Origin of the sequence: Reichenbachiella ulvae, assembly GCF_025833875.1 — a bacterium.
In the GTDB taxonomy this organism is placed as follows: domain Bacteria; phylum Bacteroidota; class Bacteroidia; order Cytophagales; family Cyclobacteriaceae; genus Reichenbachiella; species Reichenbachiella ulvae.
The window spans coordinates 1-6,437 of sequence record NZ_JAOYOD010000009.1 but is presented as its reverse complement, the minus strand read 5'-3'; the positions used below and the strand labels follow the sequence as shown (position 1 = coordinate 6,437).

At 30.8% G+C, this 6,437-nt stretch carries 5 protein-coding genes and 1 pseudogene; all 6 read right to left on the bottom strand.

The window, feature by feature from the left end; all coding sequences use genetic code 11:
- Positions 1–385: 385 nt before the first annotated feature.
- Positions 386–859, bottom strand: coding sequence for a hypothetical protein (locus N7U62_RS22820; RefSeq protein ID WP_264140488.1), 474 nt, complete (start codon positions 857–859; stop codon positions 386–388).
- The gene (locus N7U62_RS22815) at positions 805–2,064 is read right to left on the bottom strand and encodes a serine hydrolase domain-containing protein (RefSeq protein ID WP_264140487.1); all 1,260 of its coding nucleotides are present in this window, start codon (positions 2,062–2,064) and stop codon (positions 805–807) included. The genes N7U62_RS22820 and N7U62_RS22815 overlap by 55 nt, the downstream gene beginning before the upstream one ends.
- Before the next feature lie 310 nt (positions 2,065–2,374).
- Positions 2,375–3,238 carry a glycosyltransferase family 9 protein gene (locus N7U62_RS22810; RefSeq protein WP_264140486.1) on the bottom strand — a complete coding sequence of 288 codons (864 nt, stop codon included), beginning with the start codon at positions 3,236–3,238 and terminating at the stop codon, positions 2,375–2,377.
- Positions 3,239–3,533: 295 nt separating this feature from the next.
- A complete protein-coding gene (locus N7U62_RS22805) occupies positions 3,534–4,328 on the bottom strand; it encodes a glycosyltransferase family 2 protein (protein WP_318840759.1) in 795 nt (264 codons plus the stop codon).
- 72 nt (positions 4,329–4,400) lie between these two features.
- On the bottom strand, positions 4,401–4,682 hold the full coding sequence (locus N7U62_RS23320; protein WP_404818046.1) for a phosphatase PAP2 family protein: 282 nt from the start codon (positions 4,680–4,682) through the stop codon (positions 4,401–4,403).
- A gap of 789 nt (positions 4,683–5,471) precedes the next feature.
- Positions 5,472–5,690 (bottom strand): annotated as a pseudogene (locus tag N7U62_RS22800) (PepSY-like domain-containing protein); the annotation flags it as partial.
- Positions 5,691–6,437 lie beyond the last annotated feature (747 nt).

The following is a 6,437-nucleotide window of genomic DNA, read 5'->3' as shown; positions in this document are numbered from 1 at the left end:
AAAATTTTTCATGAAAAAATAAATTTAAAACTGGTTTATCCATTATGATTTAAAATAGCACCGATTATTAAATATGAAACAGATATAAATAGTTTAATTACAAGACAAAACCACGCTCCTATAAATTAGTTAATAATTTTAATTTTGCTATTTTGAGATTACTCTTTGTTTCGAATGCGATATGTCTTTATATAATTTGAATTTTATTGTAAAATAGAACTAATCAGAATAAAATCTTTAAATTTCACTTATAATGAATTTATATTTTATTATTACTCAAAATAGATTATAATAGTTAATTTTTTGAATAAAATAGGAAGTGATTAATAGTTTAACATAATAGCCCATTATATTCTTAAAAAATTGTTTTTTTACCTCTAGATACTTAAAATCGTAATTTCTTTTTTACTTTTAGAAACCTGTGTTCAGATAGATTAAATCCTGTGATTTCTCCACAATCATCCCGAATAAATTCTAAAGCGCTTGCAAACCATCTGTTTCCTCCTAAAATTTGGAAATCATCATCCCAGATATTTTGTAGACTTAATTTCCCCATTCGAATATGACCTAGTTTTAATGTATCATTTATATAAACTATAGAGTAAATGGTTTTTATATCTTCTCCTCGATAATCTCCTGCATACTCTTGCAGAGTATCTGGGTCATAATGATTTTTATCCATCAAGGGACACTCCTTTCCATTCACAGTAATGTGTGTTACCTGATTCAACTCATTTCTATGAAAAGTCATTAGTTGATCTCTATTATCTTTTACAATAAATTTATCATTTCCTATAGCTGTCATTAATAGTGGATAATCACTGGTTTGCTGCATCCATAGTTCTTTTCCTTTTTGCATAATTGCCACATAATTAGTGGGATTAATTTTATAAGTGCCAATATAATCTTCCAGAGCTTCTGGCAAAACCGCCTCCACTGAATCTTCTTCACCACTTGATTTATTATCGAGGTGGCAGGAATATAATAGGAAGCTATTTCATGGGCTACCTTATAGTTACCTATAGCATAGTTATTTAGCACTCCAATAGATAAATGATACTCAGGCAAATAAACCAGCAGGCTGGTAAACGAAAACCAATATCCTTGATGACTAATCCGTTTAGTATTGCGAAAATTTCTGATCAACACACTATAACCATGTGAAATTTCAGTTCCGTCATTCAATTTTCCAGGTGTAAAAATTCTGTCGAACACAGTATTTAAAGTATCAGGATGATGATCTATAAACTTCATCCATTTGATCAGATCATTAGCGGTGGAATATAGCGAGCTTGGTCCTGGAACTGCATAATTGTTGGGAGAAACCTGAAATTCCATGCCAGAAGAATTGTCATAATAGCTATTTGCTCGGTTGGGAATAATTACCGAATAGTTATCAACGAACTGTGTATTTTCCATTTCTAGTGGCTCAAAAATATTTTTAGTCGTCCACTCTCGAAAAGATACACCAGTTACCTTCTGAACCAATTCTGCCAAAATAAGGTAACCAGTATTCGAATATTTATATTGAGAACCAGGTCTAAAGTCAAGTTCTTTCTGTGTATAAACTAGGTTTAAAACCTGATTAAATGTAATTCTATCATCAAATGACCAACCAGCAATGGGCAACAATGTTATAAAGTTTTTTAACCCACTGGTATGATGGAGTAAATGATTTATGGTAATTGTATCGCTATAATCTGGAAGTTCAGGTATATATTTTCTAATATCATCTTCTGGTTTAATGTCTCCCTTTTCTATGAGTAGGGAAACAGCAAAAGCTGTAAACCACTTCGAAACAGAAGCTAAATCGAAAGCAGTAATTGGAGTAATTGGAACTTTGTGTTCTAGATTAGCTAAACCATATGCTTTATTGATAATTACTTCTCCATCTTTTACAGCAAAAACAGCTGTACCTGGTGCATCATAGTTAAAATTATTAAGTAATGAGTCAGTCTTTTTTAAGATAGCTTCAGGTGTCTGTTGAGCAAAAGAATGTGTACAGATATACAAGTGTAATACACTGAATAATAATAGACTGAGCTTAGATTTTAATAACCTCATATTCTCTAAATAAAAAATGAAATATTAAAAGTAAGTTACAACTAATTTATTAGTTTAAAAACTATTTATTTAGTTTTAGTATAAGGCTTGACCTCCTTTTAGATAATTCTGCACAAAAGAATTTAATATATGTGTCACAATCATCTAATTCAAATGAAAATATAAATAACAAGTATCTTTTAAAAGTACTTTAGGAGAGTCTCAAATAAAACTATGCAATATTCGACAATGGAAAATTGATGTCAGACTTAAAACTGCTCAAAAAAATTGAAAGCTTTAAATGTGAATTGTATTTATTGATACTTACATTTTATCTACAAAATTGAATAGCTATGTTTGCTACATCGTTTGGAGAAATTGTTTTTATGTCTTTTTGTTCTTCATGAGGTAAAATACTGATTGCATTTGGTCTAGAAAAAAACCATTCTTTCATTCTTACAAATGGGGACTCATCCTCTTTCCAACCCCATAATCCAATATAGTTTACCTCACACATTTGTGCTAAGTGACCAGGACCACAATCATTACTTATAGTTACTCTTGCATTTGAAACAATTTTTACAATTTCATAAATATTTGCATTTATATAAGTACTTGCATTTTTCCCTAACATTTTATCAATGATTCTAACATAACCACTCTCTTTTCTACCTAAAAGAAATACATAATGTAATGATGGAGAATATTGTGATATTAATTGACACATTCTACAAAAATTTTCAATCCCCCATCTCTTGTGTTCTCCTTCTCCTCCAACTGGTATCAAACATATGAATGATTTTTTATGTGGTAAAGAAGTGTTTCCTTCAAACTTTCTAATTGCATCAAAATTAAATTTTATCGGAATTTTTAATGGTCGTAGTAGATTGAGATATCTAAACGCAATATAACCATGTGATTTAGTTACTAAAAAAGTATAAAAGTACTTAAATAAAGATTTAGTCTCATAACCTATCTTTACCGAACTATTACTACATAATGTAATAAGATGAGCAAATTCTGATGCAGGACGCATATTTATTAATATATCTGGTTTCCATTTCCTAATCTCGATTAATCCTTGAATTTTTTTATTTTTTACTAAATTAACCTTATCTAGAACCTGAATGTCTTCAAAAAACAATGCTTCTTCTACTGGTGACCATGCAAAAATTTCAGCATTAGGATAATTCACTCTTAAATGTTGATACAATGGAATTTACACAAGCATTACACCAAAAAATGGTTTATTGGGTAGTAAGATAGCTATGCGATTAATTAGGTTCTTTTGCATGCTCAAAAATTAGATTTTAAATACTATAACACTTTGGAAGTACTTCTACTTAGGTTATTCTCTTTCCCAATAAACACTTCTCTAATTCTATAGGTCTTTTTGTCTGAAGACTCGTAATAGGTTCTCATGTTCATCTCCATAATAAAACCGAAGGTAATGAACTGAATACCAGCTAATAACAAGGTAATCCCAAGAATTAGTAATGGCCTTCCCAAATATCTTGGCCAGCCATCTTGGCTATTAGCAAGTATAAATTGATAATGCTACCTACAGCAAAACTTAGAAATCCAATTGGCCCAAAAAGGTGAATGGGCTTTTGCAGATACTTTTTCATAAACACCATCAGCATCAAATCACTCATCACTTTAAACGTTCTGCCCAATCCATATTTTGAGCTACCATGTACTCTTGGGTGATGCTTTACATTCATTTCTGCAATTCTTGCCCCTTGTAAGTGTGCTAATACTGGAATAAATCGGTGTAACTCTCCATACAAACCAAGATCTTTGGCAATCTCTTTCTTAAAAATCTTTAGCGTACAACCATAATCGTTTATCCTAATGTCGGTGAGTTTTCTAATGAGGCTGTTGGCAATTTTACTTGGAATTTTTCTAAGAAACATGCCATCTTTTCTGTTTAATCTTCTTCCTGCAACCACATCCCATTCTTCTCTTAAAAGCTTTTCGAGCATCAAAGGAATATCGCTTGGGTCGTTTTGCAAATCGCCATCCATGGTCACTATATAGTCTCCGCTGGCGGCTTCAATTCCGGCAGACATCGCTGAAGTTTGACCGTAGTTTTTATAAAAGATTAAGAGTTTTATTCTGCTATTTTCCAAAGATTTAATTCTGGAAACCGTGCTATCTGTTGAGCCATCATCCACCAATATCAATTCATAATCGATACCGTTCATGGCTTTTTGTACATTGTTAACTAAGGGGAAGATATTGTCCTCTTCGTTTAAAAGAGTGACTACAATAGATATTTTCATGATATTATCAGAGTATTGAATTTGTTGAATTGTATTTCTATTATCAGCAAGGTTATTCGCCGATACATACAGTTAAGATGAAGAAAAATGTTCTTTTGAGTATCTCTTTTGGAAAATCTGAATGGCAATTAGTCTTGAAATAATGACAGAAGCACTGCCGACTAAGGCCCCAAATAGTATATCGATATAGAAATGTTGAAGTAAATACATTCTGGAATAAGCTACCAATAATGCGACAAACAAGAATGCGTAAGTCAACAAACGTTTTTGAAATAATAAAGACAAACAAAATGCAATTACGAAAGCTGTAGTCGTGTGGCCAGAGGGAAAACTTCTCGAAGCATGTACCTGCACGCCATCGACAAAATGTAATAAGGATGTGTTGCTAAAAAAGCTGTTGGTCTGGGTGCACTTTCAAATAAAACTCTTTTTAAAACTAATACGGCAAGACCATGTATTACTGAGGCCAGAACAACTACTAAAGCACTAAACCGATCTTTTAAAGTAGAGCAAGAAGCAACAGCAGTAACAAAAAAATACCATTTCCTAAATTGGTAATTTGCTTAAAAAAAACATCCGAGAAATTACTGTGATATCATTGATAAAAAGTACAATATCACCTTTATCAAATAAAAAATAAGCTGAGTAAACCGAAAGCAAATAAAGCAGTATATAACTTCAGTAGATGATTGAAAGCTTTGATTTAAATGCATTTTGTTGTTATTAAGATCAGATAGTTGACTTTGTAGAGCCTATTTCAATGTTGTTAATTCAGTTAAAATATTATCATGTTCATCGATATTCGCAGAGTTTTTATACATGCGAATATTTAATGCAAGAATAAAATCAGATTTAGAAGAAATTTAACAATTTCTGAATGTGTTGCCATTTTTAAAAAATTTCAATAAAATCTTGACTACTTTTTATTGACGGAAAGGTTTTATATGAAAGTTGAAGCTATTTGAGATTAGTTTCAGACTTTTTACATTCTAATTTTTTAGATTATAGGATAGATACAATTATTTTATGAATGAAGCCTTCTTTTATTCCTTTTGCTTTCTGAATATGATTAGTTTTAGTTCAGAATTAAAGGTAATTTAATCTTCATGATCATCATTTTCACTTTCTTTTTGCTTCGTCAATTTACCTTGCGAATTGATAATAAACATCATATTCTTCATCATCTACTTCAATTTCGAATTCATATACTTTTTCTGAGGCAGTTTCGGAAATTTCAGCTTCTTCTATTTTAAAATCTTTGAAATTCTGATTGAGAATTTCATTAATATTTTCAGGTATCTCAGATGTTTTAATGGCATATTCCGTCTCCATCCATTTACCATTTGTACTGAAATTGGACGAGTATTTTTTACCATTTAACTTAAACTCTGCTTCCCATTCATTTTCACCTGCCCATTTCCCACTTACTTTTTTAGCATCAGGAAATTTAGATTTAAATGCTGATAAGACTTTGTCTGGTACTTTTTCTTCCTGCTCCTTTTGGGCATAAGATAAAGGAAAACATAATTGAAAACACGGAAATAAACATTAAATTTTTCATTATGAATGATCTAATTATAGGTGAATATTAATAAAGTTATATTTCTGTTGCTTGTTATCTTTCATGACATGTACTTCATAGAATGTTTCTCCTATGCTAGTAACTCTTTCATAATAAACTTTATCAGATTGGTTTATTAGGTGTTTATATCAGCCTGTAACCTTTTAGGTATCTCTTCATATTTAATTACTTGCTCCATTTGCAAACCTTTGTTGTATTCAAATTCAAAGACACTTCTGAGAATTCCAGACTAGTTGCGTTTCAACACTATTTGAAAATGGTTTAAAATGAATTTGGGGGATGATCTTTAGCAATAATTTTATTGGAGGTAGTAGATAACAATATAACTCCAGACAAAACCATTGCTAAATATCCTACCTTTTTAAAAACATTTTCACTTAAAAAAGGGCAATATGTATTTCACAGATATGGATGATATAATCGCTCCAGCGGCTACAATTGATCCAATTTGAAAAGCTTGAAAAGTAAATAAGCCCATTGAAAAATAAAGTATTATTTTTATTAAGTGGAGTATAATTTCATTTGCA